The organism is Vreelandella zhanjiangensis DSM 21076 (assembly GCF_000377665.1).
GTDB classification, from domain to species: domain Bacteria; phylum Pseudomonadota; class Gammaproteobacteria; order Pseudomonadales; family Halomonadaceae; genus Vreelandella; species Vreelandella zhanjiangensis.
In genome coordinates this window covers 243,681-268,529 of record NZ_KB898652.1, presented here as the reverse complement: position 1 = coordinate 268,529, position 24,849 = coordinate 243,681, and the positions used below count along the sequence as shown (strand labels likewise).

The 24,849-nt window shown below is 55.6% G+C and carries 26 protein-coding genes, 1 tRNA gene and 1 rRNA gene; 13 read left to right on the top strand and 15 right to left on the bottom strand.

Annotated elements, in window-relative coordinates; all coding sequences use genetic code 11:
- Window positions 1–15: 15 nt before the first annotated feature.
- Window positions 16–131 (top strand): 5S ribosomal RNA (gene rrf, locus D467_RS0115030).
- 486 nt (window positions 132–617) lie between these two features.
- Here the strand turns inward: rrf and D467_RS0115020 are convergent.
- On the bottom strand, window positions 618–1,469 hold the full coding sequence (locus D467_RS0115020; RefSeq protein ID WP_018918354.1) for a Tim44 domain-containing protein: 852 nt from the start codon (window positions 1,467–1,469) through the stop codon (window positions 618–620).
- Between the two features lie 179 nt (window positions 1,470–1,648).
- Between D467_RS0115020 and D467_RS0115015 the strand changes: the two genes are divergently transcribed.
- Window positions 1,649–2,191, top strand: a complete 543-nt coding sequence (locus D467_RS0115015; RefSeq protein WP_018918353.1) for an isochorismatase family protein — start codon at window positions 1,649–1,651, stop codon at window positions 2,189–2,191.
- 18 nt (window positions 2,192–2,209) lie between these two features.
- Here D467_RS0115015 and yaaA read toward each other — a convergent pair whose 3' ends face one another.
- Entirely contained in the window at window positions 2,210–2,989 is a 780-nt protein-coding gene (yaaA, locus tag D467_RS0115010) for a peroxide stress protein YaaA (RefSeq protein ID WP_018918352.1), read from the bottom strand.
- A gap of 136 nt (window positions 2,990–3,125) precedes the next feature.
- Window positions 3,126–4,157: an NADP(H)-dependent aldo-keto reductase gene (locus D467_RS0115005; protein ID WP_018918351.1), complete on the bottom strand. Its 1,032-nt coding sequence runs from the start codon at window positions 4,155–4,157 to the stop codon at window positions 3,126–3,128.
- A gap of 250 nt (window positions 4,158–4,407) precedes the next feature.
- Between D467_RS0115005 and D467_RS0115000 the strand changes: the two genes are divergently transcribed.
- Entirely contained in the window at window positions 4,408–4,902 is a 495-nt protein-coding gene (locus D467_RS0115000; RefSeq protein ID WP_018918350.1) for a tetratricopeptide repeat protein, read from the top strand.
- Between the two features lie 47 nt (window positions 4,903–4,949).
- On the top strand, window positions 4,950–5,453 hold the full coding sequence (locus D467_RS0114995) for a hypothetical protein (RefSeq protein ID WP_018918349.1): 504 nt from the start codon (window positions 4,950–4,952) through the stop codon (window positions 5,451–5,453).
- 27 nt (window positions 5,454–5,480) lie between these two features.
- Here the strand turns inward: D467_RS0114995 and D467_RS0114990 are convergent, their stop codons facing one another.
- The 5 genes from D467_RS0114990 to D467_RS0114970 are packed head-to-tail and all read right to left on the bottom strand — an operon-like array spanning window position 5,481 to window position 8,214.
- Window positions 5,481–6,023, bottom strand: a complete 543-nt coding sequence (locus D467_RS0114990) for an LOG family protein (RefSeq protein WP_018918348.1) — start codon at window positions 6,021–6,023, stop codon at window positions 5,481–5,483.
- Window positions 6,024–6,058: 35 nt separating this feature from the next.
- A complete protein-coding gene (locus D467_RS0114985; RefSeq protein ID WP_018918347.1) occupies window positions 6,059–6,580 on the bottom strand; it encodes a DUF501 domain-containing protein in 522 nt (173 codons plus the stop codon).
- A gap of 12 nt (window positions 6,581–6,592) precedes the next feature.
- A complete protein-coding gene (locus tag D467_RS0114980) occupies window positions 6,593–6,895 on the bottom strand; it encodes a hypothetical protein (protein WP_018918346.1) in 303 nt (100 codons plus the stop codon).
- A gap of 38 nt (window positions 6,896–6,933) precedes the next feature.
- On the bottom strand, window positions 6,934–7,335 hold the full coding sequence (locus D467_RS0114975) for an acyl-CoA thioesterase (protein ID WP_018918345.1): 402 nt from the start codon (window positions 7,333–7,335) through the stop codon (window positions 6,934–6,936).
- Between the two features lie 54 nt (window positions 7,336–7,389).
- The gene (locus tag D467_RS0114970; protein WP_018918344.1) at window positions 7,390–8,214 is read right to left on the bottom strand and encodes a hypothetical protein; all 825 of its coding nucleotides are present in this window, start codon (window positions 8,212–8,214) and stop codon (window positions 7,390–7,392) included.
- Window positions 8,215–8,291: 77 nt separating this feature from the next.
- Here D467_RS0114970 and D467_RS0114965 point away from each other — a divergent pair, with 77 nt between their 5' ends.
- The gene (locus D467_RS0114965; RefSeq protein WP_026285787.1) at window positions 8,292–8,645 is read left to right on the top strand and encodes a hypothetical protein; all 354 of its coding nucleotides are present in this window, start codon (window positions 8,292–8,294) and stop codon (window positions 8,643–8,645) included.
- Window positions 8,646–8,656: 11 nt separating this feature from the next.
- Here D467_RS0114965 and D467_RS0114960 read toward each other — a convergent pair whose 3' ends face one another.
- Window positions 8,657–9,088, bottom strand: coding sequence for a hypothetical protein (locus D467_RS0114960; protein ID WP_018918342.1), 432 nt, complete (start codon window positions 9,086–9,088; stop codon window positions 8,657–8,659).
- Between the two features lie 37 nt (window positions 9,089–9,125).
- Here D467_RS0114960 and D467_RS0114955 point away from each other — a divergent pair, with 37 nt between their 5' ends.
- Window positions 9,126–10,289, top strand: a complete 1,164-nt coding sequence (locus tag D467_RS0114955) for a MalY/PatB family protein (RefSeq protein ID WP_018918341.1) — start codon at window positions 9,126–9,128, stop codon at window positions 10,287–10,289.
- 3 nt (window positions 10,290–10,292) lie between these two features.
- On the opposite strand, the gene D467_RS0114950 is transcribed toward D467_RS0114955, so the two are convergent.
- The 3 genes from D467_RS0114950 to D467_RS0114940 form a co-directional block, all read right to left on the bottom strand.
- Window positions 10,293–11,237, bottom strand: a complete 945-nt coding sequence (locus D467_RS0114950; protein ID WP_018918340.1) for a co-chaperone YbbN — start codon at window positions 11,235–11,237, stop codon at window positions 10,293–10,295.
- A 179-nt stretch (window positions 11,238–11,416) separates the two neighbouring features.
- Entirely contained in the window at window positions 11,417–11,770 is a 354-nt protein-coding gene (locus D467_RS0114945) for a hypothetical protein (protein ID WP_018918339.1), read from the bottom strand.
- Between the two features lie 260 nt (window positions 11,771–12,030).
- A tRNA-Met gene (locus D467_RS0114940) sits at window positions 12,031–12,107 on the bottom strand.
- 273 nt (window positions 12,108–12,380) lie between these two features.
- Between D467_RS0114940 and phbB the strand changes: the two genes are divergently transcribed.
- A complete protein-coding gene (gene phbB / locus D467_RS0114935) occupies window positions 12,381–13,127 on the top strand; it encodes an acetoacetyl-CoA reductase (protein WP_018918338.1) in 747 nt (248 codons plus the stop codon).
- A 106-nt stretch (window positions 13,128–13,233) separates the two neighbouring features.
- Here the strand turns inward: phbB and D467_RS0114930 are convergent, their stop codons facing one another.
- A complete protein-coding gene (locus tag D467_RS0114930; RefSeq protein ID WP_018918337.1) occupies window positions 13,234–16,050 on the bottom strand; it encodes a DUF349 domain-containing protein in 2,817 nt (938 codons plus the stop codon).
- Window positions 16,051–16,232: 182 nt separating this feature from the next.
- Between D467_RS0114930 and minC the strand changes: the two genes are divergently transcribed.
- The 4 genes from minC (at window position 16,233) to sbcB (ending at window position 19,807) form a co-directional block, all read left to right on the top strand.
- Window positions 16,233–16,988, top strand: coding sequence for a septum site-determining protein MinC (gene minC, locus D467_RS0114925; protein WP_018918336.1), 756 nt, complete (start codon window positions 16,233–16,235; stop codon window positions 16,986–16,988).
- Between the two features lie 151 nt (window positions 16,989–17,139).
- The gene (gene minD, locus D467_RS0114920; protein WP_018918335.1) at window positions 17,140–17,958 is read left to right on the top strand and encodes a septum site-determining protein MinD; all 819 of its coding nucleotides are present in this window, start codon (window positions 17,140–17,142) and stop codon (window positions 17,956–17,958) included.
- Window positions 17,955–18,206, top strand: coding sequence for a cell division topological specificity factor MinE (gene minE / locus D467_RS0114915; protein WP_018918334.1), 252 nt, complete (start codon window positions 17,955–17,957; stop codon window positions 18,204–18,206). The genes minD and minE overlap by 4 nt, the downstream gene beginning before the upstream one ends.
- Window positions 18,207–18,313: 107 nt before the next feature.
- The gene (sbcB, locus tag D467_RS0114910) at window positions 18,314–19,807 is read left to right on the top strand and encodes an exodeoxyribonuclease I (protein ID WP_018918333.1); all 1,494 of its coding nucleotides are present in this window, start codon (window positions 18,314–18,316) and stop codon (window positions 19,805–19,807) included.
- Window positions 19,808–19,821: 14 nt separating this feature from the next.
- On the opposite strand, the gene D467_RS0114905 is transcribed toward sbcB, so the two are convergent.
- Together D467_RS0114905 and D467_RS0114900 are read right to left on the bottom strand one after the other, a co-directional pair.
- Entirely contained in the window at window positions 19,822–22,674 is a 2,853-nt protein-coding gene (locus tag D467_RS0114905) for an insulinase family protein (protein ID WP_018918332.1), read from the bottom strand.
- Window positions 22,674–23,360: an SOS response-associated peptidase gene (locus D467_RS0114900; protein ID WP_018918331.1), complete on the bottom strand. Its 687-nt coding sequence runs from the start codon at window positions 23,358–23,360 to the stop codon at window positions 22,674–22,676. Before D467_RS0114900 ends, D467_RS0114905 begins: the two co-directional genes overlap by 1 nt.
- 189 nt (window positions 23,361–23,549) lie before the next feature.
- Here D467_RS0114900 and D467_RS0114895 point away from each other — a divergent pair, with 189 nt between their 5' ends.
- On the top strand, window positions 23,550–24,164 hold the full coding sequence (locus tag D467_RS0114895) for a TetR/AcrR family transcriptional regulator (protein ID WP_018918330.1): 615 nt from the start codon (window positions 23,550–23,552) through the stop codon (window positions 24,162–24,164).
- 8 nt (window positions 24,165–24,172) lie between these two features.
- A complete protein-coding gene (locus tag D467_RS0114890) occupies window positions 24,173–24,823 on the top strand; it encodes a 1-acyl-sn-glycerol-3-phosphate acyltransferase (protein ID WP_018918329.1) in 651 nt (216 codons plus the stop codon).
- Window positions 24,824–24,849: the final 26 nt, after the last annotated feature.

Sequence of the window (24,849 nt, the reverse complement as noted above, 5' to 3'; positions counted from 1 at the left end):
ACATTGACAGTTACGCCTGACGACCATAGCGAGCGTGAACCACCTGATCCCTTGCCGAACTCAGTAGTGAAACCGCTTAGCGCCGATGGTAGTGTGGGGTCTCCCCATGCGAGAGTAGGTCATCGTCAGGCACTTATTGTAAAAAATCCCCCGGGGCTCGCGCCTCGGGGGATTTTTTTTTTGCCTGGAACTTACTATTTACGCTTTTCGTTTGCAAGCAGCTACCCTGATATGGGTGGTGATACCGTGCTGTTGTCTTTAAAATGGTTCGGTACATTGATGGAAGAGCACTTCACGCGCTATCTCAGGAGGAGAAACAAGATGAATGGACAATTGGTTAAGAAGTTATCAGCTGCGGTATTGATGGCACTGCTCGCGGGCGGTCTGGCTGCCTGTGATAACCAGGGGCCTGCTGAAGAAGCAGGTGAGAGCATTGATAACAGCATGGAAAGCGCTGGCGAAAGCATTGAGAATGCGGGCGAGAGTATCGAAGATGCTGCTGAAAATTAATCCAACGCGTTGATTGTAAAATATTTAGCTAGGGTATTGCCTAGCAAGCAAAACGGCCGCTAATAGCGGCCGTTTTGCTTGGTCTTTTGTATCGTCTTATGTTGATTTTAAGCGCCTGGGTTTTGTTCAATACCCTGTACATACCAGGGAGCCTGGTCACGCATTGTGCGGGTCAAGTGCCAGGATTCGTTAAACTCAGTCTGCTGTCCGTTCTCTTCGATAATGCCGTGGAAGATTACGCTGGCCTCTGCATGGCCATCGTACTCATTGATATCCCCCAGCTCGGCAAACAGCCGTACGATCTCTGTACGATTATTGGCCGGATGCTGAGCACGCTCTGTACGTAACAGGTTATAGAGCTCGGGAGTAACATATTCCTGGATCTGGCTAAAGTCGTTATTGTCCCAGGCGCGCTGAAGGATCATAAAATGCTCTTTCGCGCCGTTTAAAAACTGCTCTTTATCAAACCAGGCGGGCGTACTTTGCAGGCTGCTCGCTAAACTACCCGGGGAGGCCCCAGCTGAGCCAGCGGCAGGTGTTGATGGCACGTGCTGCGTACGCTGATAGTTGGATTCGGAAGCGTGCGCCGGGCGGCGCTGGCGAATAAAGGCGCGGAAGGCGATCATCGCCAGCACGGCAATGCCCACCACCATGAGCAGATCCATCATTCTTAGCTCATCAAAGGCGCCGCCAAAAAACAGCGCAGCAATTAATCCACCGGCCAATAGGCCCCCCATTATGCCGCCCATTCCACCTCTACGTGCTGCCGCAGCACCTGCTTGGCCCTGTTGACCACCTTGAGCCTGTTGTGTACTGGGTGTGCTAGCTGGGCGATCCGCAGAGCGGGACATACTGCCCACATTGCCGCCTCCGCCCATACGGCGCGCTTCAGCATGCTCTACCGCAACGCTAAACCCCATAACGCTGACCAGCAGCATGACAAACAGTTGTCGTAACATGGCAATCTCCAATGATTAAAAGCCATCAAGAACCTAAGCTCAACGTACTGAGCGTGTAGAAAGTATTGAACGGCTAGTTTAGCGCCTGGGCGGTTAGAATGGGCTATCTTAATAGCACTAATAAACACAAAGAATAAGGGGGAAGCGTGCGCCTACAACGAGATCGTAGCCTATTACTAATGGTCGATTTTCAAGCAGGCTTACTGCCCGTTATTGATGATGGCGTAAAAGTAATTGAAGAAGCCGCCTGGCTTGCAAAAGTAGCCGAAGCGTTAGACGTGCCTGTATGGCTTACCGAACAGTATCCTGAAAAGTTGGGGGGGACGGCGTCTGGCTTATTAAGCGAGTTGGGTGAGCACCAGGTTTGGCAAAAGCACCATTTCAGCGCGATGGAAGAGCCCGAATTCGCCCAGACGTTAAAGGCCCAGTCAGTGCAGCAAGTAGTGATCTGTGGGACGGAAGCCCACATCTGCGTGCTTCAGAGCGCACTTGGACTGCTTGAGGCAGGCTATAACGTATATTGGCTAAGCGAAGCAACGGCCAGCCGCCGCCGTGATGAAGCGCGCCTTGCCCGCGAGCGTGCCTGTGCCCACGGTGCAATCGCTGTGACGTCGGATATGGTGGCCTACGAGTGGCTTCACCGCTGTGATAACGCACTGTTTAAGGACGTGCATCAGCGCCTTCTAAAGCCCCGTTCCTCGCGCGTCGTCACATTTTTTTAGCTAAAGGTCAGCTTTCGTTTAGCGATCGGCTTCTTTGCGGGTAAAGACGAGCGTATCGCCTTCAGAAGAGGCAGCATCAAAGCGATAGCCTGCAACGTTAAAGCCTTTAAGCTCGTCAGGGTCATTAATTTTCTGGTTAATGATCCAGGCGCTCATCAACCCGCGTGCTTTTTTGGCGTAAAAGCTGATGATTTTAAACGTGCCGTTTTTCTCATCTTTAAACACCGGTGTAATAATGCGCGCATCAAGCTGCTTGGCATCTACCGCTTTAAAGTATTCGTTGGAGGCCAGGTTGACCAAGGCCTTAGAGCCGCTTTGTGTAATAGCGTCATCAAGCGCTTTAGTGAGGGTAGGCTTCCAGTAGGCGTATAAATCCTTGCCTGCCTGGTTAGGCAGTTTGGTACCCATCTCCAATCGGTAAGCCTGGATCAGATCCAGCGGTCTCAGCAAGCCATACAGGCCTGAGAGAATGCGCAGATGCTGCTGAGCAAAACGGTTATCCGCATCGCTGAACGTTTCAGCTTCCAGCCCGGTGTAAACATCGCCCTGAAACGCCTGGGCGGCGGGTTTCGCATTCTCAAGCGAAAATGGCGGCTCCCACTCAGCAAAGCGGGCCGCATTGAGGCCAGCCAGCTTATCGCTGATACCCATCAGCGCGCTGATCTGCTGGGGTGAGTAATCACGCAGAATATCAATCAGCGATTGGCTTTCGTTGAGAAAGTCGGGCTGCGTAACGCGCTTAGTCGTAGAGGGCGTTTCAAAATCCAGCGTCTTGGCTGGCGAAATAACGCTTAGCAAGGTGAGCTCCTTCAGCCGATGCAAAAATCTAATAACAAATGTATGGCCACTAGTATATCAAGCCTCGGCGTTGGCCGAGGCTATCGCCTTCATAGCGTCACTATACTTATCCAAGGTTCAAGGACTTATCCAAGGCTCAAGGGCAGGGGTTGGGCATCCGGCGGTGGATATCGTCGATGGCATCCAGCACTTCGTCGTCAAGCTTGAGGCTCTCACTGGCCAGATTGCTTTCCAGCTGGTCAAGGGTAGTTGCACCAATGATATTACTGGTCAGGAAGCTGCGTGAGTTGATGAATGACAGCGCCATCTGGGCCGGGTCGAGATCGTGCTCGCGGGCCAAATCAACGTACGCTTGTGTGGCTGCTTCTGCTTCGGGCGAGGTATAGCGCTTAAAGCGCTCATAAAGCGTCAGGCGACCTTTTTCAGGCCAAGCACCGTTCAGGTACTTGCCGGAGAGCACGCCAAAGCCCAGCGGCGAGTAGGCCAATAAGCCAACATCTTCGCGGTGGGCGATTTCCGCCAAGCCGACTTCAAACGAACGGTTAAGCAGGTTGTAGGGGTTTTGTACTGATGCCACGCGTGGCAAATTCATTTTCTCAGCCAGATAAAGCGAGCGCATCACGCCCCACGGCGTATCGTTGGACAGGCCAATCGATCGTACCTTGCCAGCGTCGACCAGCTCTTTAAGCGCAGAAAGCGTCTCTTCAAGCGGTGTGGCATCTTCTTGGTCCTGATGGGTGTAGCCCAGCTTGCCGAAAAAATTGGTGTTGCGATCCGGCCAGTGCAGCTGATAAAGGTCGACATAGTCTGTCTGTAAACGCTTAAGGCTATCGTCGATTGCCTGATGAATATGCTCGCGCGTCATGCGCGGGCCGCCCCGGATATGCTCAGGGCCCGGGCCCACTGCCTTGGTCGCAATGATGACGTCATCGCGTGCACCACGCTGTTTCAGCCAGCTGCCGATATACGTTTCGGTTAAGCCCTGGGTCTCCGCCTTGGGTGGCACAGGGTACATTTCAGCGGTATCGATAAAGTTGATACCGAAAGCGACAGCGCGATCCAGCTGTTCGTGAGCCTCTGCTTCGCTGTTTTGCTCGCCAAACGTCATCGTACCTAGGCAGAGGCGACTGACCTCAATTCCCGTTCTGCCAAGTGGGCGCGTTTGCATTTTTATCTCCTCGCTAAGGCGAAAATTGCCGCCAAATAGGCGTTTATTATCATGATGAATGGTGATGTGTGACAGGCATGTTAGCGAGGCAATTTAAAAGCAGCAAATCAATGGGGTTGAGTCGTCGCAAAGGCAGGCGTATGCTTGCCAGCCCATCGACCGGCTAAAGGCCGGTTTCTCGTTTGGTTGGCAGTCAAATGATGTAGTGATCGCTAATCAAGGTCTCAACAAATTGGCAGGGTGGTTTGCCATGCCGCAGGCATCATCTTTGTTTACTCGATTAGAATTTCGCTTAGCCGAACGGCTTTTTCAAAACCGTTGGTTGCTTCCGCGTTCCAAGCGTACACAGCGCCTTACCATGCGACTGTTCAAGCGCTGCGCTGATGCAGGACATCCGGATGCGCTATCCGTTTACGGCCATATGCTGTTTCATAGCAGCCTTTCGCCGCAGGATAAAGCGCGGGGCGCGCGTTATGTCGTAGAAGCCGCTCAGTCTGGCGACGTAAAGTCGCAGTTTCAGGTAGCGCAAATCTACGAGCATGGCTGTGCGCAGTATCCGCGTCGTGAAGACTATGCGGTAACCTGGTATGCCCGCGCCGCCCAGGCGGGACATTACCTGGCCGCTGAGCGGTTAGCCTGTGCCTACCGGTTGGGTGAGCTAGGCTTAGCCGTAGACGCCGGGCAGGCCGCTTATTGGCAGCGCCTGGCGGATCGTCAGCCGCTTAACGATGCCGCCGTCGCGTAAGGGGCCGTTGAGCGATCACTATGCGTAATGATTGAATGAGGAAGTCAGTGTCCGAGACGCTACCTACCGTACTAGATATTGAAGCGTCCGGATTCGGGCGTGGCAGTTATCCGATAGAAGTCGGTATCGCGCGTGCTGACGGAAGCTGCTGCGCGTTTCTTATTCAGCCGCTGGAAGAGTGGACCCACTGGGACCCAAAAGCTGAGCTTTTGCACGGGATCTCGCGTGATCGTCTGCTCGCAGAGGGGCATCCTGTACAGCAAGTCGCCCAATGGCTTAACGATGAGCTAAGCCGTTTGGGTAAGGCTTATAGCGACAGTTGGGGGTACGATAACACCTGGCTGTCGCTGCTTTTTCATCATGCCGGCATGCTGCCACGCTTTCGACTTGAAGCGCTGCGGATTTTGCTAAGCGAAGAGCAACAAGCCCTTTGGAGCCATACCAAAGAGAGCATGATTGCCGAGCGCGATATTAATCGCCATCGCGCCGGTGAAGACGCCCGCCTGTTACAGCTTACCTACCAGCGTACCCGCCTGCTGACAGAGCGCTAACGCTGTTTCAAGCAGGTTTATAAAAGCCTATAGGCGTATATCCAGTGCACTGAGTAGCGCTTGTGCGGTTTGCGCATCCTGCAGCATGTCACGCGTTGTCTGGGCTAAAAAGCCGTTGGCTACGGTGCTGTCCAAAAATGTTAAAAGCGGCCCATAAAAATCATCGATATTTAGCAGGCCCATGGGCTTTTCATGCAGGCCCAGATAGCCCCACGTCCAGATTTCAAACAGCTCTTCAAACGTTCCAATGCCGCCCGGCATGGCGATAAACGCATCGGCGTTAGCCGCCATGGTGGCTTTACGCTCATGCATATTGGCAACGCGGATAAGCTCGGTAAGCCCAAAGTGGGCCTGCTCACGCTCCACCAGATGATCCGGCATCACGCCGATAACGCTCCCCCCGGCTTCTAGCGCTGCATTGGCAAGCTCACCCATCAGGCCGATCCGCGCACCACCATAGACCAGCGTATGGCCTCGCTCGGCCAGTGCTGTCCCCAGTGCCTGGGCGGCTTGACGAAAAATCGGACGGCTGCCTTCACGCGAACCAAGATAAACGCAAATACGGGACATTAATCGGGTTCCTTAAACGAATATTGAATGGCGCTTTACAGGATAAAACGATCGATCTGATGGTGCTCGTCCATCCACTGGCCAATAACGTTGTCGCCACATAGATGATGGGCGTACTGGGTGTGCAGGCAGCGCACCTGCTGCCAGTTGCTGATACCGCCAATGCCGCGTTCGGTAAGCACGTCGGTGTAACCCAGCCGGGTAACCTCGGCACGCTGGGCGTCACTCATATAGTCCCAGCGGGCTTTGACGTAGTCGCGGTGGCTTTGCTGGTAGCTTTCCAGAAAGGCAGGCTCATCCTGCAAGCGCTGTTCGAGTGATTTGATAACCCCTACGGCTTCAATGCGGGAAATCTCCACTTTCAGCACGTCAGAACATAGCCAGTACAGCGTAGGAAAGGGCTTGTCATCCACGATAGGCGCCATACGCAGCACCAGCGGTGTTCCTTGGCTATCGGTCGCGGCGACGGCTTCGATACCGCGCGGTGCGCGGCCTAGCTGCTGGGTAATAATAGCTAGCTGGCGCTCATCGGGCGCTAGGTTGGTGCGAATCACCATCAGGTTGGTCTCTCAGGAACGGTCGTCTTGAACAAATTTATTGGAGCGGCCAACAGCACGGAAAAAGCAGCGATTCAGCTGCTCAGGGGACGCTACATAGCACCATGTCCGCTCGCAATACTCGGCGGCTCGTGCCATCAGCACGTCATAAAGGCGATTAAACGGGGCATCATAATCGTAAGGGTCAGCCCCGAACAAGCGGATATGCGGATAGTCCGCAAAGCGTTCCATGAAATAGTGTTCAAGATCCGCTTCGACAGCGCGATGCTGCGCGGTATTGTCCGGGTCTAGCCAGAGATTATAGCGAATGGCCATGCTGTGCTCCTGGTAGCCCCGTCCAGCGGGGCAGTGCGTCAGGCGGGCGCATCTTGTAAATGGGCTGACAAGGCGTCGCGCAGCTTGCCTTCAATAGGCACGGCGCACTTAGCCTGATGATCGTACTGTACCATCACGGTATGGCCGAGATTAGTCAACGTACCGTGCTGGCGAGCTTCCTGAGTTACCGTGAATGAGCTATTACCCAAACGCGTCAAGTAGGTGCGTAATTCGATGTCATGACCGTAAAACAGTTCAGCACGGTAGTCGATTTCCATGCGCGCCATAATCAAGCGCCACTGTTTAGGATCCAGATCCGGCGTAAAAAGCTTGAACAGATCATTGCGGGCCAGCTCAAACCAGGCGGGCAGGCGCGTATTATTAATATGGCCTAGCGCATCGGTATCATAAAAAGCAGGCTCAATCGTGCGGGTGAACATAGTGGTCGCCTTGTTATTGGTCAGCCTTCAGGATTGCCCCTAGCAAGCGCTTGGTCAAGTGGCTTGGCCCTGTGTCTCACGCCTAGATGCCCACCAGCGCTGCCCCTGCATCCAGCCAATAAGCCATAGCGTCGCTACGCTAAAGCCTGCCAGCGTACCCAGGGCAAGTCCCCAGCTTTCATAGGTGAAGGATACGCATAGGGCGTAGCACAGCAGCGAGCCGAGACCCATAGGGTAGTGCTTGATGACCGTGGCAGTCGGTGCAGGCCCTTGGCTCAAATGTAGAATCAGCAGGAAAGGCAGCATGGTGATCGGAAAGGCCGCCAGCGTTCCCGCCCAGGCGGACGGCACCCAGTGAGCAAGCGTGGTGATCGCGAACACGATAAGCGTGGCCAGCAGGGCACGTACACACAGCGCACCCCACGAGAAAGGCGCCCGCGTGGTGGCGACGCTGTCCGGTATACGTCGGAAGAGCCAACTGAACAGCACAATGGCGCAAAGCGTTACCAGCGTACCCGTCAGCCGTGTGAAATCGAACTGAGCCAGTACCAGGCTGACGCAAAACCAGGCGATAAAGCCACCAGTGGTGCCGGCCAAAAGCCCCCGTAACCCGGGCTTGCGCCCGCATAGCCAGTAGCCCGCCCCCAGCGCCATGGTGGCGGTAAAACCGGCCAGCGTATGCACAGCGCTTTCGGCGGCGAACAGCGGCGAGATCTCCAGGCCGATAAAGAAAAGCGCCAGTGCCGTGCCCAGCGGATAGCCCGCCAAAAGCCCCGCCACCCGTGGGCTTACCCGTACTGCCACTACTCCCAGGCCCAGCACCATAGCGACAGAAACCATGCCCTTGGCAAGCTGCCAGCTAATCGGAACTTCCAGCATAAATGACTATCCTTATAATTGATTAAATACTGTTTGAGTTATTTTGCAGCCACCCAACCCAGGAGAGCAGAGTCGTCGTGGATGTTGCTTCCCCACCAGGACATACGCTTTCGCCCCCGCCAAGGCCCGAGCGGTGCGAGCTTTGCACGCGCGCTGCATCGTTGACCAAGCACCACCTGATTCCACGAGCGCTGCACAACAAACCGCGCTACCGAAAGCGCTACTCGCGCGAAGAGCGGCTGACCGCCATTTTATGGCTCTGCCACGCCTGCCATCGGCATATTCACAGACTCTATAGCGAGCGCGAGCTGGCCGATCAGTTTGCCAGCCGCGAGGCGCTGCTGGCGAGTGAAGAGGTACGCCATTTCGTCGAATGGCTTTCCAACAAGCCAGCAGGCTTCAAGCCCAAATCCCGTCGGCCCAAGCGCTGATGTTTCCATTTTTATACTAGGCGCAGCCCCTGCTGGTCGCGCCAGGCAGCTTCCAAAGCGCTTTTTAGCGGCTCTTGAAGGTGAGCGGGAAGCGCAGTATGAGCGTCCTCTAAAGTGCTGAACGTACGGTTGCGCAGCCAGCAATACGCCCAGGCGCAGGCTTCTGCATCACTTTGAGGCATGGGTTTGGCAGGCATTTGATTGAGTAAAAATACCGCGGTACGCGGTGCCCAAAGCGGAATGTCGCCCTCCAGAGTCTGGCTCCAGTATTTAAGCATCGCCCCATCGGGCGTCGTGTCCGGCGTGCCCAGTTTGGCAACCCGAGCGGTTTCCGCCAGGATGAGCGCTAACTGATCAGCATCGGCTTGACCAAGCGCTTGCCACTGCCGCAATAGTGCCGGTAATCCTGCGCGCACCTTGGTATAAAAGTCATCTTGCGGCATGCTCGTTACCAATCCTTTATCAATGAGTGAGACCTGTATGGCCTTTGATTTTGCCACGCCAATCGAGCGACGCCACCCCGAAGGCGGCTTCTCGTCACAAAAATGGCACCGTTACAGTGGTGAGGTGCTGCCGCTGTGGGTCGCCGATATGGATTTTCGCTCGCCGCCGGCGGTTATTGAAGCACTCCAGAACCGGGTTGCCCACGGTGTTTATGGCTATGGTGAAGTGCCCGCTACGTTAACAGAAACGCTGTGTCAGTGGAGTGCTTCGCACTACGACTGGACTATCCAACCTGAGTGGCAGAAGTGGCTGCCGGGGGTGGTGCCGGCGCTACATTTCGCGACGCTCGCGTTAACCCAGCCAGGCGATGGCGTATTGACGATGACGCCTATTTACCCACCTTTCCTGGCGGTAGCCGAGCGCACTGGCCGGCTACCCCAGCAAGCAATGTTGACCGAACCTAAAGGCCCTGGCGAGTCGTGGCAGTTGGATATGGCCGCTATAGAAGCGGCCATTACGCCCAAGACGCGCCTGTTGCTCTGGTGCCATCCGCATAACCCGACAGGGCGTGTCTGGCGCCATGAAGAGCTGGCGCCGCTGGCAAAGCTGGTTGAACAGCACGATTTGTGGGTGGTCTCGGACGAGCTTCACTGTGACTTGCTGCTGGACAAAGATGCCCGGCATCGCCCGCTGGCGGCCATGTTTCCTGAGCTCGCCAAGCGTACGATTACCCTATGGGCGCCATCTAAAACCTTTAACTTGGCAGGTTTAACCAGCGCCTGTGCGGTGATCCCTGACCCTGAAGTGCGCAAGCGGTTTGCCGCTGCCTGCAAAGGGCTACTGCCTGATGTGAACGTTTTGGGACTGGTGGCGGCTGAGGCGGCTTATCGCGAAGGAGAGCCCTGGCGCCAAGCGCTGCTGGAAGTGCTGCGTCAGCATCGCGCGACGCTTGAAGCACACGTTGCAGGCTGGCCGGGGGTGACGTTAAGCAAACCGGAAGCCACCTATTTAGCCTGGTTGGATATGCGCGAGGCGGGGTTGGGCGACACGCCCTATCAAACGCTCAAGGAGCAGGCGGGGGTTGCGCTGTCTGACGGGGCAGCGTTTGGCTGCCCCGGCTTTTTGCGACTTAACTTTGGTACCACGGCGTCCCAGCTGGACGCCGCGTTAGTGCGGATGGATAAGCTGTTAAAGGCCTAGCGATTAATACAGCAGAGCAAACAGCTTGCGGCGGTAGGCGACGGTCAGCGGATGATCGGCGCCTAGCGCATCAAACACCTGCAGCAGCGTTTTACGCGCCGCGTCGTCGTTATACGCACGGTCACGCTTCATGAGCGTCAGCAGCGCTTCAAGGCCGGCGTCGTACTGGCCATCGGCCACCTGGCGCAGGGCGCGCTGAAATTGTGCTTCGCTATCGTCGCGCTCGCCTAAAGCGGCGATATCTTCTGCTGAAAGCGCTCGTTCGCTGAACTCAATGCTCGCACGGACGCCGCGGGCAGCAGGCGCATCACGCTCTTCGGGCGGCAGGTTATCCAGCACGCTGCGCGCTTCATCTCCACGCTTTTCAGCCACCAGGACGCGAGCAAAAGCTACCTGATAGGCATAGTGCTCGGGGTATTGGGTTACCAGGTTCTGGTAGATGTCGCGAGCAGTGGCCACATCGCCTTCCTGAAGCGCCGCTTCGGCTTCTTCTTCTGGACTAGGCGGGGCTTCCGCGGGGGCCGGGAAGTAGCGGCTGAGCCATGCACGAACTTCTTTCTCGGGCTGTGATCCCTGCAAGCTATCGACCAGCCCACCTTGGCTGATCAACTTAACATCGGGTACCGAGCGCACGCCCAGCTGGGCTGATATCTCTGGATTGGCCTGGGCATCCAGCTTCCCTAATAAAAAGGCCCCCGCGTATTCAATCGCCAGCTTTTCCAGAATCGTTGCAAGTTTGCTGCTGCTATCATCGGCGGGGGAATAGCAGCACATAAGTACCGGCACCTGCATGGAGGCTTCGAGTACCTGCTGAATATTGCCAGCGTTTAGCTCAATGATGACTTCTTCAGCGGTAACCGCTGGACGCTCAGCACTTGCCTGGGTATCGCCGGTGCTCGCGGGCTCCACAGTAAGCGGATTGCCGGTACGGGGATCAATAATCGACATGGGTAAGCTCTACATCGCGTAAAAAGAAGGTTATCTGATGATATGCAGGCAGAGGCGTGCATATTCAAGCCGCAATGCAGCTAATCGTTGATATCCAAGCAGTAGAGGAAGGCAAGGCAAAGTGGACAGGCGTTGCACGCTAGATCGCGTTTAGCATGCAACGCTTGAAAGGTTGGTACTTATTGACGTTCAGTAATCTCAGTTTCCATACGCTCATACATGGCGTACATGTCATCGCATAACGCTTGGGAAGGCTCGTGCTCAGAGCTGGGTTCCATCTGCTCAAGCTCGTCCACATGCTTGGCAAGGGTGGCTTCAACGTCAGCATTCACCATGACCTGCTGCATCTCGTACATTACTTCATCGACCGCGACGCCTTGCTGCTCTTGAGCATGGGCAAACGCTTCAACCTGGTTTTGAATATCCTGGCTTGCGGACATCAGGGCAGGCGTTGAACACTCTTGTTGCTGAGCCCAAACGGTCTGACTGCCCAGAATGCCAAACAGGGTGAGAGCGATGGCTGTTTTTTTCATCTTTCATATCCGTTGAATGATTGAGCCAACAGATTAGAACAATTTGTACTGCTAATAAACGACAGGCACAAAAAAGCCGTTACCTTTCGGTAACGGCTTCTCTGATAAATATTGGTAGCGGGGACCGCCGACGTTGAAACAAAAGCGAACCGATGACCTTCGGGTTATGGTTGGCTGAGTCCGCGTACTACGTGATTTTCTCAAATCATATAGACACAAAAAAGCCGCTACCTTTCGGTAACGGCTTCTCTGATAAATATTGGTAGCGGGGACCGGATTTGAACCGATGACCTTCGGGTTATGAGCCCGACGAGCTACCAGACTGCTCCACCCCGCATCAACGTGAGGCGTATTCTACGGATTTTTTTAGATAAGTCAACCCTAGCTAGAAAACTACTCACATAAGGCTGATATTCATAGTGCTGCAATATACAAAGAGTAAAGCTATGCTTTCAAAAGCCATAACAAAAAGCTTACTGTCAGTAGGTCGTCTGATAAGTAAAGCGACGTGCTGTTAGTGATACAAGCGCTTAGCGCTTATTCGAAATGGTTTGCGACACCATAACAGTACTTACAGTCCAAGCCATTTGTCATATCAGGGAGGTAGTCAATGGCCAATCAAGCCCCCGTCGCCTGGGTAACTGGTGGAACTGGTGGAATCGGTACGGCAATTTGCCATTCGTTGGCGGATGCAGGTTATCTGGTGGTAGCGGGGTATAACAATCCCGAGAAAGCCAAAACCTGGCTGGAAACCCAGCAAGCTGCCGGTTATCAAAATATTACAACGTTAGGGGTTGATCTATCGGACCATAATGCATGTTTGGAAGCCGCTCGTGAGATCCACGAAAAACACGGCCCCATCAGCGTGTTGGTTAACTGTGCTGGCATTACCCGCGATGGCACAATGAAGAAGATGGCCTACGATCAGTGGTACCAGGTCATCGATACCAATCTTAACAGCGTCTTTAATACCTGCCGCAGCGTGATCGAGATGATGCTTGAAAACGGCTATGGTCGAATTATCAATATCTCGTCTATTAACGGTCGGAAAGGTCAGTTTGGTCAGGTTAACTACGCAGCCGCTAAGGCGGGCATGCACGGTTTAACCATGTCGCTGGCGCAGGAAACCGCGACCAAAGGCATTACGGTAAACACCATATCGCCGGGCTATATTGCGACCGATATGATCATGCAAATTCCAGAGACGGTCCGCGAAGCCATTCGCGAAACGATTCCGGTAAAACGCTATGGTAAGCCTGAGGAAATTGGCCGGTTAGTGTGCTTCTTGGCCGATAAAGAGTCTGGATTCATCACTGGCGCCAATATCGATATCAACGGCGGCCAGTTTATGGGATAGGCCATCACGCCTATGGATTTACTGGATAAGTGCTTTCTCATAAGGAGAGCATGAAAACGGGAGGCCAATGGCCTCCCGTTGCGTTGTTGCTAAACCTTACTTTGCGTCAGGGAAGTGGAACTCTCGCCAAGTCACTGAGTAAATTATTTAATTCCTTTACTTCGCTTTCCCACTGCTCTGCGGATATCGGCCCAAGCGCAAGTAGTGCCGCTAGCACGTCGATAATTTCTTCTGGGCGACTGCGCTCTTGCCGAATCCCTTCATTTAAACGCTCTACCTGGATCGCCAGGCGCAACGGTTCATCGGTCTGACGGACACTGCCGCTGGTTAATAAGGCAAGGTGTACCCGCAGGCGGGAAACCGAGTCCGCCAGCGCCGCTTTATCTTCTGCCGATAACGGTAGGGGTGTTGTATGGCGCTGACGATTGCGGGTGTGGTGTGCCTCGATAAATGCAGCGGGGAGCGGCGTACTGATCACCTCAGTTGCGTTGACGGTTTCTGCGGCTTCCCCGGCCAGGTAGCGCTGGTCGGCTGCCAGGTGCGCATTGACAAGCGGCAGGATCAGATGCCACTGCTCAACCGTGTCGGCAATTTCCAGGCGGCTTAAGCGCTCGCGTTTAGCCCGCACGATGCCACTCAAACGCCGCTGCATACCTTCACTGCGACGGTTTCTGGGCAGCGGTTCAAGCTCGTTGACCTGGCTTAAGAAGTCTTCCAGCACGCTAGCTTCCCGGGCAGTGGTGGGTTGCCAGCTATCCATTTGGTCAATCAGCGTTTGCATCGCATCAAGCTGCTGTTGCTGGCGGGCAGCCTGCTCGCTTTTATGCGCATCGCGCTGAGCAAAAAGCTGATCGCATTCATGTCTAAAGGCTTTCCAGAGCGCCTGCTCTGCGCCTTTGGGCGCCCGCCCCAGCTGGCGCCAGCGCTGCTGTAGCTGTTTGGTTTGGGAAATGCGCTGAGCCAAGGGTTGCTGCTCATCGCCGCGCAAAGCCTTCACTTCTTCAATCAACGCGTGTTTTTGTGAGGCAATTTGCTCTGCCCGCTGGTCAATCAGCGTCTGAAGTTGGTGGCGAATCTTGCCAAACCGTTGGCCGACCGCCTCAGAGCGCTCGCGGGGGACCGGTGAATAGTGACGCCATTGGTGACGCGCTTTATCACGAATTTCACGCAGCACGTCAGGGTCGGCATTCTCGGCCGGTTGAGCAAGCAGGGTTTCAAGCTGTTCGCATAGCTGCTCGCGGGCAATCAGGTTTGCTTCACGCTCCTGGCTGAGCTGGTCGCGCCACGGACCCAGGCGCTCATGAATACGCTCTGACGCCGCGCGAAAGCGCGTTGACTGTTCGCGGTTAGCCGCAGCATCGCCCAGCGACTTCCACTCTTTTACCAGCTGGCGGTGGTGGCGATCCAGTGCGGCTTCAGCCATATGCTGGTCATCAGCCAGTGCTTCGATGCTGACGCATAGCTGCTCACGCTTTGGCCCAGCAACAAAACCGCGCCAATCGCGTAGTTCGGCCAGGCGCGCACCCAGCTGTTTCAGGCGTGCTTTCAGCGGCTTGGTATCGGCTGTTTTCAAACCGTCAATTTGCGGCTTTAAGCGCTGATGAAGCTGGCTGGCGCTTTTAAAGGCTCCTCGCTCAAGCAAGTGCTCAAAGCTATCGAGTTCCGCTTCATACGTGCTTAACGAAGCGGGCGCTTGATGGCTGTCATCAGTCTCTTGGGGCTCGGTGGCAAGCGTTGCCTGCGCGCGCTGTATGAGTGCCGGCGGCGTAAGCGTTTTGGGCCAGGCGCACGCTTTTAACAAGCGCTTCATGGCGCTGTAGTCGTTATCCGTCAGGGCCTGTTCAAGCGTGACGCTGATATCCTGCCAACGCTGCCAGGCGTCCAGACACTGCTCGTATTGAACAATCGCCTGGGTATAGCGCTGCCGGGCCGACTCGCTGGAAGTATGCAAATCGGAAAGTGCTTGCCAGCGCTGGCTAAACAGCTGCCGCTGGGCGCGCAGGCTGTCGATATCCTGCTCGGTGATTTCCGTTGCATGGTGTAAGCCTTCAAGCGTCTCCTCCAGCCCATCCAGAAGCTGATTGCGGGTCCGTTCCGCTTCGTCTCGGCGGGCAAGGCTTTGCTGGCGGGCTTGCTCTTGGGTTTCATGATCATGCAGCGTTCTACGACAGCCCAGCATGGCGTGATGAAAACGCTGCTCCTGCTCGGCGCTGGGTGGTTGCGTGAGGGCTTTCCATTCGCGTTCCAAATGGCGCAGGCGGCCACCGTAAAGCGGCTCCCACGGGGCACGCGACTGCTGCTCAAGCTGTTGAAGTAGCTGTTCACGCTGCTGTTGCTGTTGGGCAAGCCACTCGGCATCGGTACGCTTCTGACCGAGCTTTTCACGGGCAAGGCGCACGACGTGCCGGTCACGGCGAGCTTCTTTGAGCAGGCGCTTTAAGCTCTCTTCGTCTTCAATGCGCTCGGCCGCGCGATGGCGTACCGTGGCCACGCCGTTGTGGCACGCCTGGGTAATAAGGTCGTTGTCATCGGTGAGCCGGGCAAGCGCTGTCAGGCGGAGATTGAGGTTATCCCCTTGCAGGGCAATCGCATTCAGCAGCCGCGGTTCATCCAACTGCTCGACAAGCGCCTGGCGCTGGTGAAGGTCGGTATTGCCTTCAAGGCCACTGAGCCGTTGGTACATCGCATTGAACCACGCCTCTTGCTGGCAGTGATCGGGGTAAGCTTCGGCCAACCCTTTTACGTCATCCAGTGCCAGCAGAGCTGCCAGGCGAATGTCGCTTTCGCTATCGTAAGCGAGTGCTTGCAGCGCTTCTCGCTGCTCTGTCTGGTTCGGGTCCAGGCGTGCGAGGGCCTGTCGACGTACCTCGGGGTCGGGGTGTTGCCACCGAGGAGCAAACAGGCGTCTTAACAGTCCGTACATGGATCATCCTGCGTAGAGGTGCGTGGCATAAAAAATCAGCCATTGTTGAACAGGCGGTTGCAGTCACCGGCGCTGTCGCTTAGCTTTGCCTTACCAGGGTGTAATAGAAATTGATTCTTCACACCGAAAGGCGCCAAATTGCGCTACCTTTATCTTACCTGAACATGACATGGAGTTCGGCTATGAGCCTCAACGCCGATAGTGCCAACGTGGCGTTTACCTTTAAAGGCGGCATGCTACCGATGACCGTCATGGAGCTAAGTAGCGCCGATCCTGAGCATATCCGGCGGCAGCTGGCCGGTAAACTCTCTCAATCTCCGGCATTCTTTCAGCATACACCGGTTGTGCTTAGCGTGGAAAAGCTTGATGAACCACACTTGGCTCTGGAGCGGATATGCGCCGTTTGTCGGGACCACAAGCTTTTGCCGGTCGCCGTACGCGGCGGTTCAGAGCCGGTACGTCAATCAGCCTGGGCCTTGGGGCTTGGCTGGTTTGCGCCGGTAGAAGAGGGGCGGGCTAGATCGCTTGAGAGCGTTAGCCGTACGCCGGAAGTGGCGCCTGTCGCTTCTAGTACGCAGCCTGACGTTGAAAGCCTGGAAGCGCCGAACGCTGCCACACGCCTGTTTCGCGGTACCGTTCGCTCAGGTCAACAGGTTAGCGCGTCAGACGGGGATTTAATCGTCATTGGTGCGGTAAACGCGGGCGCTGAGGTATTGGCCGCAGGGAGTATTCATGTTTACGGCGCTTTGCGCGGGCGAGCTTTGGCAGGTATACACGGTAATACTCAGGCGGGCATTTACTGTCGTGAACTTGAAGCCGAGCTGATTTCTGTGGCAGGAAACTATAAACGTCTTGAAGATATTGATTCACAGCTTTTAGGCTGCGCTACAGAAGTTCATTTTATAAAAGAACAACTTGAAATTAAGCCTCTCAGCTAACGGCATGAGTGTGGGGTGTATCCATGCTTAATGCTTAGCGACGCTGCCTTGCCTATCCGTTACAGTATGGCATCCTACATAACATTGACGTTTCCGTTATTCGTTCTGCGTCATGCGCTCGCGATGAACGACTTCAAGAAGGAAGTAAATCTTGGCTAAAATTATTGTTGTGACCTCAGGTAAAGGGGGGGTCGGCAAAACTACCAGCGCTGCGGCAATCTCCACAGGACTCGCCCTACGCGGTAAAAAAACCGTGGTCATCGATTTTGATGTGGGGCTGCGTAACCTTGATCTGATCATGGGCTGCGAGCGCCGGGTGGTATATGATCTGGTGAACGTTATTCAGGGAGAAGCTGGCCTCAATCAGGCGCTGATCCGCGATAAGCGCGTTGAAAATCTACATATTCTGCCCGCCTCGCAAACCCGTGACAAAGATGCGCTGACCCAGGAAGGGGTGGCGGAAATTCTGGAAAAACTCAAAGAAGAGTTTGATTTTATTATCTGTGATTCGCCTGCCGGTATTGAGCGTGGTGCGCAGCTTGCCATGTATTTTGCCGACGAAGCGATCGTGGTAACCAACCCGGAAGTCTCGTCGGTGCGTGACTCTGACCGTATTCTGGGGCTTTTGGCATCAAAAACCCGGCGTGCTGAGCAGGGCGGCGACCCGATTAAAGAGCACCTGCTCGTTACCCGCTACAACCCCGAGCGCGTGACCACGGGCGATATGCTTACCCTTGAAGATATTCGTGAAATTTTATCGGTTCATCTGCTGGGCCTTATTCCTGAGTCTGAAGCCGTGCTTCGTGCCTCTAACCAAGGGGTGCCGGTCACCCATGATGCATCAAGCGATGCAGGCCAGGCGTATAGCGATACGGTATCGCGTCTGCTGGGTGAAGAGATTCCGTTACGTTTTCATGAAGTTCAGCGTAAGAGCCTGCTCAGCCGTATGTTTGGAGGTAACCGTCGATGAAACTACTGGAGTTCTTGAAGCGTGAGCGCAAGAAATCCGCCTCGGTGGCCAAAGAACGGTTACAAATCATCGTGGCGCATCAGCGGAGCCAGCGTGGTCAGCCTGACTACATGCCGTTGCTTGAGCGCGAACTGCTGGAAGTTATCCGTCGCTATGTGCATGTAGACGATAACGCTATTCAGATTTCTCTGGATAGCGAAGATAACTGCTCGGTGCTTGAACTGAACGTAACGCTGCCTAAAAGCTGAGAGTAAGTAAGGCTGGGCGTGGCAGGTTCGTGTGAGTGCAGTTAGGGCGAAATAGGCAAAGGGTGTGCTAGGCTTGGTGTTTTTGCTGCCCTGCGGAGTGCTTGTTCATGGCGCCATCCAATGCCGCCCCTGCCAGTTTTTTGTGGCATGACTATGAAACGTTCGGGGCCGATCCACGCCGAGATCGCCCTGCCCAATTTGCTGCGCTGCGTACCGACGCGGACTTAAACGAGATTGGCGAGCCGGTCGAGCTTTACTGTAAACCGGCAGACGACTATCTGCCGCATCCGGCTGCCTGCCTGATTACCGGTATTACCCCGCAAAAAGCTCAGCGCCACGGCCTGCCTGAAGCGCAGTTCGCCAGTGAAGTGCAGCGCCATATGAGCGAGCCTGGCACCTGTGTAGCGGGCTATAACAGCCTGCGCTTTGATGACGAAGTCTCCCGCCATCTGTTCTATCGTAACCTGATCGATCCTTACGCTCGCGAGTGGCAAAACGGCAATTCCCGCTGGGACTTGATTGATGTCGTGCGGGCGTTTTACGCACTGCGCCCAGACGGCATCGAGTGGCCCCTGCGCGAAGATGGCGCGCCAAGCTTTAAGCTTGAGCACTTGACCAAAGCCAATGGTATTGACCACGAAGGCGCCCACGACGCGGTAGCCGACGTGCGGGCCACCATTGCCCTGGCTCGACTGCTCAAGGAGCGTAATCCCAAGCTGTTTGATTACCTGCTTGGCCTGCGTGGCAAGCGCGCGGTTGCCCAACAGCTAGATTTGCCTAACGCCAAGCCGCTCCTGCATATCTCGCGCCGCTATCCGGCCAGTCGTGGCTGCAGTGCCCTGGTGATGCCGTTGGCTGAACATCCCACCAACCCCAATGGGATGATCGTTTACGATTTAAGCGTTGACCCTGGTGAGCTTCTTACACTCAGCGCCGAAGAGATCCGCGAGCGCGTTTTTGTCAGCCAGCAGGATCTGTCGGAAGGCGAGGCGCGTATTCCGCTGAAAGTCATCCATATCAATCGTTGCCCGGTTATCTTCCCTGCCAGCGTGCTTAAAGATATTGATGGACCGCAAAAGGGGGCTTACGGCGCGATTGTTGAGCGCCTGGGCTTGGATATTGTTACCTGTCGCCAGCACTGGAAAACCCTGCGCAGCGCCCAGGGCGTGACGCAGAAAGTCGCCGATGTATTTAAAGCAGGTTTTGATGAGCCGGTTCAAGACCCTGACTTGATGCTCTATTCAGGCAGCTTCTTTTCCGCCGCTGACCGTCAGCAGATGGAGCGGGTGCGCGAAATGGATCCCTGGGATTTAGTCGGGCAGCGGTTTGCCTTTCAGGATCCGCGCCTGGAAGAAATGCTGTTCCGCTATCGGGCGCGTAGCTACCCCGATACGTTGGAAGGTGAGGAGCGCGAGCAGTGGGAAGCGTTTCGCTGGATGCGTATCAACGACCCGGCAATTTCAGGATTTACGCTTAAAGCGTTTGCCCGGGAAATTGAGCGCTATAACCAGCAAACGCTCAGCGACCGTGAGCGGCAGGTGCTGGAGGAGCTGGTAATGTTCGTCGAGGCGATGATGCCCGCTCAGGCCTTTGATGCCTGAGCGGGTCATGTGGTTTACGGCTGGCTTTGTTTGTTAAACGGCGTTAACGCTTCACGATAGGGTGTCACGTCGCTGGGTGTATCGCCTGGGTTGAAGCGTACATCAAGCTGGCGGCTAAGCAGCTCAGGCCATGCAGCCTGTATATCGGCAGGGCTTACCTCAAGTGCCAGATTGGCCAGCTCCTCGCGGCGATCAAAGCGGATTTCATCCAGCGCGGTGGCCTGCCAGTATCGGCTGGCCATGCCGCTCAGGCTGGTATCGCGCTGTTTGAGCCGGTCATGAACCGCCTGACGGTAAGGGGCGAGTGTCTCATCGTCTAGCTGTTCAAGCTGTTGGCTGGCGTTATCCAAAAACGTATCCATATGCTCAGCCACGGTTTCGCTGTCCACATCGGGCGATTGAACGAGCAGCGCAATACCCGGCGCCTCAAGCAGCGGCGAATAACCGGCATTGACGATATAGCCTAGCTGCTCCTCGGTACGCAGCTTCTGGTAAAAGGGCGTTTCCAGCCATTGCGCAATCACGCTGGTCACTGCCTGCTCCTTGGCGGTTTGGTTGCGGGCCTGTAAATAGCGCAACACCAACGACTCTTCACGCGTGCTGTGGGGACGAAGCACGCTGGGCGTCTCGCTGACAGCCTGTGGCGTTAGCTTAGGAATATCGTCACGGGTTAAGCGCGGGCGTAGCTTGTTACGCATTATGTCGGCCTGCTCGCGGGCCAGATCTGCATCCAGGTTGCCGACTGCCATGGCGTCAACATAAAGCCCGCCCAAAAAGCGCTTGCGGAAGTTTTCCAGGTGGCTGCGTTCCAGGCGCTGGCTGGCGGCAAGAAGCTCGGTAGTCGACCATTGAGGGGCTAGCAGCGCCTCACCCAGCGTGCGGCTGGCCTGGCCTGGAAGTGATGACTGGGGCGCATTGCGCCATTCCCGCTGCAGCTGATAGCGCACGCGCTCAAAGGTGCTGTCGCTGATCTCGGCCGTTTTAAGCTGATCAATGGCTTGCTCAATGAGCGGCGTCTGGCCATCACGCCAGCCTGAGAACGAAAGCGTCATGCCGCGCGCATGCGGGTAGGCGCTAAACGCTTGGCCCGCCAGCCACGCCGGGTACAGTGACTCATTGAGGCTGTCGTTTAACCACCCCGCCAGCAGTTGAGTCAGCACCACTTCTTCAGGTGAGTAGCTGGCGTCCGGGTATTGCAGGCTCAGGCGCCACTCAACGCTTGGCGTATTGAACCGGGCATCCTGCATATGCCATGCGTGAAACGAGGGCGTATCGATTAGTATGCTGGGGCGCTCATCCTGACCTTCTAGGAGCGTCAGGTCGCTGGCAATAAACGGATTCGGCTCAGGGAGTGTCAGTTCACCCAGTACCTGGCCTGCCTGGGAAGGCTGCTGCTCCCGCCACTGGGTATTGAACCAAGGCGACACGGTGTCGCTTTCAATGTCAGGTGCGGAATAAAAGCGCAGCATGTTGTCAGGCGTTAAGGCGTCTAGATACACCTCTTGGCGTTCAGCGTCCGGCGCATCCATTCGGTAGGCGGCGTACTGTACGTCTTCCACCGGATAGCGGGACAGGCTCATTGAAAGACGAGTGGCTTCCTGTTGCGGCGCACCGTGCTGCTGAAAACGAAAGGCCTGCTCGCTAAGATCGCGCTGCTCTGCGTAGCGCCAGTCGGCAAGTCCCTCGGTACGGATCTTCTCAATGGCGGCAAACAGCGTTGCCTGAATATCATCCAGCCGCTCAGCCCCCGCAGGCGTTAAGCTGATGGATACGGTAAATAAAGCATTCTCGCCATCGCCCCGGCCAACGCCTGCCGACAGGCCGTCGGCCAAGCCTGCATCACGCAGCACGGCTAAAAGACTGCCATCACCCTCATCACCCAGCAGGTGGGAAATCACCTGGGTGGGTTTGGTGCGATACTCATCGGTAGGGTCGGGGATCGGAAAGTAAAAACGCAGCTGGCGACGATCCTGCAGCGATTGTCGTTCGATATAGCGCGGCAGAGTGGAGGCATCTACCAGTGGCGCATCAATTGCCGGAACGCTGAGATCGTTGTCGGGGATGTCAGCAAAACGCTCTGCCACCCAATCCTCCAGAGTATCCAACGGCTGTGGGGCGACCACGGCCAGATTCATGACGTTGGCATCGTAGTGCTGATGGTAAAAATCCATCACCCGCTCGCGCAGCGTCGCCTCGCCTTCTGGCGGGTTGGCGAGGGTTTCACGGCTGCCTACTGCAAAGCTGGTGGTGGCGTTGTCAGGGTTTAATAACTGATTGAGCACGTCGTTTTCACGGCGTGACTCATCGCGAATACGCGCCATGTATTCCGAGTGGACAATATTGCGCTCGCTCGCCAGATGGTCGGCATTAAACAGTGGCGATAAGAAAAACTCGCTAAACCGGTCAAGTGCTTCCGGGAGGGCTGACGGCTCGATATCAAAAAAGTAGTTGGTGTCCTGCTGGGCGGTAAAGGCGTTGTGCGAACCCGCGTGGTCTGAAATAAACCGCTGATAGGCATCCGAGGCGGGGTAGGGCTCAGTGCCCAAGAACAACATATGCTCAAGAAAGTGGGCAAGCCCCAACAGGTCATCCGGGTCCTGAGCGCTGCCCACCCGGACGTTCATCGAGGCCGCGGCCTTGTCGGCTTCCGGGTCGCTTACCAGCAGTATGTTTAGGCCATTCTCGAGGGTTAATACGCGGTAGTCGCGGCTATCAAAAGGGCTGGTGGTGGGTGTTACCACCTCATCGACCGGATTATCGCTTGCCGCTAGTAGATGAGGGGAGAACCATAAAGCGCCTAGCATCACAATCAAGCTAATACGCGGATAGGACACGCGTTCGGGGACTATACTCGTCGGCTGTAACATTATGGCTCCTGTGCGGTGGCCCACTGCAGCATTGGCCCTATGGGGTGGGCGCAGACCGCAGATTGATAGGCAGGATTATTAACATGCTTTGATACCGGAAAAGCGCCCAACAGTTCCAAAGGCGCTGGCATTAATAATTCTTTGACGGTGTCGAGGGGGCTGTCCGGGTCAAGCCATGTGTCGAGAGCATGAGGCGGAATAACCACCGGCAGGCGGTCGCTCAATGGTGCAAGACACGCATTGGCGGGCACGCTAATCAGCGCGGTTGAGTCGGTAAACGCGGTAAGCGTTGTATGATAACGACACCATAATGCCCCCAGCAGCAGGGGCGCGCGGGTTACGTGAGTGACCAAATAGGGCTGCTTGCTTCGCGGCAGCGCTTTCCAGATATAAAAACCGCTTACCGGAATAACGCAGCGCCTGGCCTGAAAAGCCTCATGAAACATGGCCTTTGAGCTAAGGGTCTCGGCCCTGGCGCAGTGGGGAGCGTGATCCAGCACCGTCAGCCACGGTGGCGTAAGCCCCCAAAAAAGCGACTCAAGCTGATACTCACCTTGCGCTAAACGAATAGCCGAAACCGGCTGGCGCGGCGCCAGATTGGGTGATTCCACAAGCGCTGAAGGTGCCTTAAGCGAGGGCAAAAGGCGCTTAAGCGCTAAGTTTTGCACGTGTAGGCGTCCCGTCATGCCTTTCTCCTTAAGCAAAATCGGCACAATCATGTCATGGGAGAACTAAAGACGCATAAGAATGCACTAAATGTAACGTTTTAGTGTCGAAAACAGTGTTCGATATAAGGTATCCTATATTACCCCTTGCTCACGCTAAAGCGCGGTGAGGCATTCTTATTTGTTTGCCGTTGACCTGAAGAGATCGCCATGGCCCGTCCTAGACAGCATGCGCCCGATGCCCTCCATGCGCAGGTCATGAACGTTTGTGATGAGTGGTTGGCTGAAAAGCCAGTCCATGGTTTGTCACTGCGTGCCCTGGCTAGAGAGGTTGGCTGCGCACCCAGTACGCTGCTCAAGCTGTATGGCAGCTTTAACAACTTGCTGCAGAACGTCAACGTCGAAACGTTGGCAGGCCTGCAGCATACCATTACGTCATTAGCCGAGGACGCCCCCGAGCCTTGGCTGCGTTCGCTTGCTCATGCGTACTGGCATTTCGCCGAGCAGGACTGTTACCGCTGGCAGCTTTTGTTTGATTACCCCCTGGCCCAGGAGGGTGAGCTTGATCAACGCCAAGGCGCTTTGATTGAAGCGCTGTTTACCCAGGTTGAGTCCGCCCTTAAAAAGTATCAGCCTACGCTTGATGATTTAGAGGCGCGTCGTTTAGGACGCACGCTGTGGGGTAGTGTGCACGGACTTGTACAGCTAGGCTTGAATGAGCGACTAGGTTATTGGCAAGGGCAGCAGCTTAAAGTGGATGAATTACTTGATCAGTTGGTAAGTACCGTACTGGCAGGGCTCCGGCATCAGGGATCAGCAGCGTGAGATGGTGGATGAACGGTGTTCGCCAGGTATTACGTAGCCTGATATATCTGGCTATGCGCCTGTGCTACCGTTTACATGTTCACGGACGCTATCACCTGCCCAGACAGGGCGGTGCGCTCGTCGTGTGTAATCACGTCAGCTTTATGGACGCTTTGGTGTTGGGCGGCGGCAGCCCTCGGCCACTGCGGTTCGTCATGGACCAGCCAATTTTCGATTCGCCCTGGCTCAAGTGGTGGTTTCAGCTGGTTGGCGCCATTCCCATCGAATCTGAACGGCGTAGCCCCGGCGCCTTGCGGCGTACACTGGATGAAATCAGCCAGGCGCTGCATCGTGGCGAAGTGGTCATGGTGTTTCCGGAAGGGCGGTTAACCCCCGACGGTGAAATCCATACCTTTCGACGTGGTCTGGAAACCATTCTGGCGCGCGATAACGTACCGGTGATTCCAGCGGGGCTTGCCGGGCTTTGGGGGTCGTGGACATCTCACTACAATGGTAAGGCGCTTAAGAAGTGGCCCAGCCGTTTTCGGGCGCCGGTCAGCCTGCATTTCGGGCCGCCAATTAATGCCCAGGAAGCCAATGAGGTAGCGCTACGCAGCTATCTGGAAGCGCGAGTAAGGGCGCTTAAAGCAGCCGCTGACAAAGATATTGCGCATCGCTAACCGGCCATTTCAAACGCTATCGTTTT

Bases quoted from the DNA above. Each gene is read 5' to 3' on its own strand.
- D467_RS0114990 (WP_018918348.1), bottom strand. From the start codon at position 6,023: ATGTCCCGTATTTGCGTTTATCTTGGTTCGCGTGAAGGCAGCCGTCCG.
- D467_RS0115005 (WP_018918351.1), bottom strand. From the start codon at position 4,157: ATGCAAACGCGCCCACTTGGCAGAACGGGAATTGAGGTCAGTCGCCTC.
- minC (WP_018918336.1), top strand. From the start codon at position 16,233: ATGAGCCTCAACGCCGATAGTGCCAACGTGGCGTTTACCTTTAAAGGC.
- D467_RS0114975 (WP_018918345.1), bottom strand. From the start codon at position 7,335: ATGTTCACCCGCACGATTGAGCCTGCTTTTTATGATACCGATGCGCTA.
- D467_RS0115015 (WP_018918353.1), top strand. From the start codon at position 1,649: ATGGTCGATTTTCAAGCAGGCTTACTGCCCGTTATTGATGATGGCGTA.
- D467_RS0114980 (WP_018918346.1), bottom strand. From the start codon at position 6,895: ATGGCCATTCGCTATAATCTCTGGCTAGACCCGGACAATACCGCGCAG.
- D467_RS0114895 (WP_018918330.1), top strand. From the start codon at position 23,550: ATGGCCCGTCCTAGACAGCATGCGCCCGATGCCCTCCATGCGCAGGTC.
- D467_RS0114955 (WP_018918341.1), top strand. From the start codon at position 9,126: ATGGCCTTTGATTTTGCCACGCCAATCGAGCGACGCCACCCCGAAGGC.
- D467_RS0114970 (WP_018918344.1), bottom strand. From the start codon at position 8,214: ATGCTGGAAGTTCCGATTAGCTGGCAGCTTGCCAAGGGCATGGTTTCT.
- D467_RS0114930 (WP_018918337.1), bottom strand. From the start codon at position 16,050: ATGTACGGACTGTTAAGACGCCTGTTTGCTCCTCGGTGGCAACACCCC.
- D467_RS0114985 (WP_018918347.1), bottom strand. From the start codon at position 6,580: ATGGTGATTCGCACCAACCTAGCGCCCGATGAGCGCCAGCTAGCTATT.
- D467_RS0114950 (WP_018918340.1), bottom strand. From the start codon at position 11,237: ATGTCGATTATTGATCCCCGTACCGGCAATCCGCTTACTGTGGAGCCC.
- D467_RS0115000 (WP_018918350.1), top strand. From the start codon at position 4,408: ATGCCGCAGGCATCATCTTTGTTTACTCGATTAGAATTTCGCTTAGCC.
- minE (WP_018918334.1), top strand. From the start codon at position 17,955: ATGAAACTACTGGAGTTCTTGAAGCGTGAGCGCAAGAAATCCGCCTCG.
- D467_RS0114890 (WP_018918329.1), top strand. From the start codon at position 24,173: ATGAACGGTGTTCGCCAGGTATTACGTAGCCTGATATATCTGGCTATG.
- sbcB (WP_018918333.1), top strand. From the start codon at position 18,314: ATGGCGCCATCCAATGCCGCCCCTGCCAGTTTTTTGTGGCATGACTAT.
- phbB (WP_018918338.1), top strand. From the start codon at position 12,381: ATGGCCAATCAAGCCCCCGTCGCCTGGGTAACTGGTGGAACTGGTGGA.
- D467_RS0114905 (WP_018918332.1), bottom strand. From the start codon at position 22,674: ATGTTACAGCCGACGAGTATAGTCCCCGAACGCGTGTCCTATCCGCGT.
- D467_RS0114900 (WP_018918331.1), bottom strand. From the start codon at position 23,360: ATGACGGGACGCCTACACGTGCAAAACTTAGCGCTTAAGCGCCTTTTG.
- D467_RS0115020 (WP_018918354.1), bottom strand. From the start codon at position 1,469: ATGTTACGACAACTGTTTGTCATGCTGCTGGTCAGCGTTATGGGGTTT.
- D467_RS0114945 (WP_018918339.1), bottom strand. From the start codon at position 11,770: ATGAAAAAAACAGCCATCGCTCTCACCCTGTTTGGCATTCTGGGCAGT.
- D467_RS0114960 (WP_018918342.1), bottom strand. From the start codon at position 9,088: ATGCCGCAAGATGACTTTTATACCAAGGTGCGCGCAGGATTACCGGCA.